1 protein-coding gene is annotated in these 1,868 nt (G+C 37.2%); it reads right to left on the bottom strand.

The window, feature by feature from the left end:
* Positions 1-1,868 (bottom strand): AMP-binding protein (locus AC1DG9_RS26565; protein WP_477635632.1); only part of this gene is annotated, 1,868 nt, incomplete at both ends.

The raw sequence follows: 1,868 nt of genomic DNA, 5'->3' as shown, positions 1-1,868 counted from the left end.
TGGTAGGATAGAGTCTGCATAGGATTATCCAAGAATAATTTAGCTATAAAAGGACCCTTTTTTAACTGACGAACTATTTTCTCTTTGACCTTTTCTATACCGGTTGCAGATGACCCGGCATAAGTGTCAAATATTCCAAGCATTTTTATCTCTTTACCCTTTTCAAGTAATTGTTTGGCCATCTCGTAGGCTATTTTTCCTCCCATAGAATACCCGGCAATTAAATATGGCCCTTCCGGATTTGATTCTAGAATCTCAGCATTATATTTAGCGGCAATTTCTTCAATTGTGTCAGGAATTTCTCTATCACCGTTTAAGCCCAGACCTTGAAGTGCGTAAACCGGTTGATCTTCATCCATAAATCCAGAGATAGATTTGAATACGAAAACATTTAAGCCTCCACCATGAACAAGATATATTGGAGGTTTATTTCCGCTTGTTTTTAATGGAACCAGAGAGTCCCAATTTAATTTATCGTCGGGGGTTAAGAGCTTAGCAAGTGTTTCAATTGTTGGGTTTTCAAATAAGCTGGATAAGGGCAAACGGAGACCTGTTTTCTTTTCTATTGCGCCCATTACCTTAACCGCAATTAAAGAGTGGCCTCCTAACTCAAAGAAATCGTCAGTAATTCCTATTTTGTTAATCCCCAGATTGGAAACCCATATTTCTGTAAGTAGATTTTGCTCAGCGGTTCCAGGGGCAACATAACCATTTTCTGTGATCGGGTTCATTGCCGCTTTTGGAAGTGATTTTCTATCTAATTTTCCGTTCGCAGTTAAGGGGATTTTATCTATCTGAATTAAAATCCTTGGAACCATAAACTCCGGAAGCGTCAATTTTAAATGATTTATTATCGCATCCTTATTAAAAATAGAATCAACTACAACATAGGCTACCAGCCTTTTTTCTTGATTAGTGTCTTCATCTACAATTATGGCACATTGCCGTATGTCTTTACATTTAAGCAATGCATTTTGTATCTCACCAAGTTCTATTCTATTGCCTCTGATTTTAACCTGATCATCTATACGACCTAAGAATTCGATATCTCCATTAGCTAACCATCGTACTAAATCGCCAGTTTTATAAAACCCGGTTTCTATTCCTTCAGCATAGCGATCTGTGAACATTTTACTAGTCAATTCAGGGTTGTTTAAATAACCTCTTGCTACTCCGAAGCCTCCAATATACAGTTCTCCTGGAACGCCAATTGCGCAATAATTTGAATCTTTATTGAGGACATGAAGGATGGTATTTCCAAAAGGTTTACCAATGGGAGCTGATGCCGGATAATCTGCATTTTTATCTACTACATGTATTAGCTTACCTATTGTAGTTTCGGTAGGTCCGTAATGATTTACAACCACGCATTCACTATTGGTCCTTCGAATTTCTTTAATATACTCGCCAGGCAATGATTCTCCTCCGAACATTAGTAGTTTAGAAGGCAAAAGTAAGTTTCCCTGATGCCTCAAAAACCTCCAGTGCGACGGAACGATCTTTAAACAATCGATGTTATAATTATTAAAATATTGATGTATGTACTCAGGATTGTTGAACCTGTCTTTAGCAAATAAGTGTAATTCTCCACCTGATATTAAGGAATTGAAGAGAATCGTATTGCCTAGATCTGTTGCTATTGTAGACCCAAGTGCAAAACTTTTACAGTCTTTTAGTGTATTTAATTTTGAATTTAATCCTTCAAAATAATCCATTATTGATCCATGCTCAATCATAACTCCTTTCGGGTTTCCGGTTGAGCCAGAGGTGTAAATAACATAGATCAGATTTTCAGGAAATATTTTGATGGTAGGGTTGGATTTGCTAGTATGCCAGATCTGGCTTTCACTATCGTCCAGGCAAATAAG

Source organism: Pedobacter sp. 05L430 (assembly GCF_056397585.1).
This window is presented reverse-complemented; position numbering and strand designations above follow the sequence as displayed.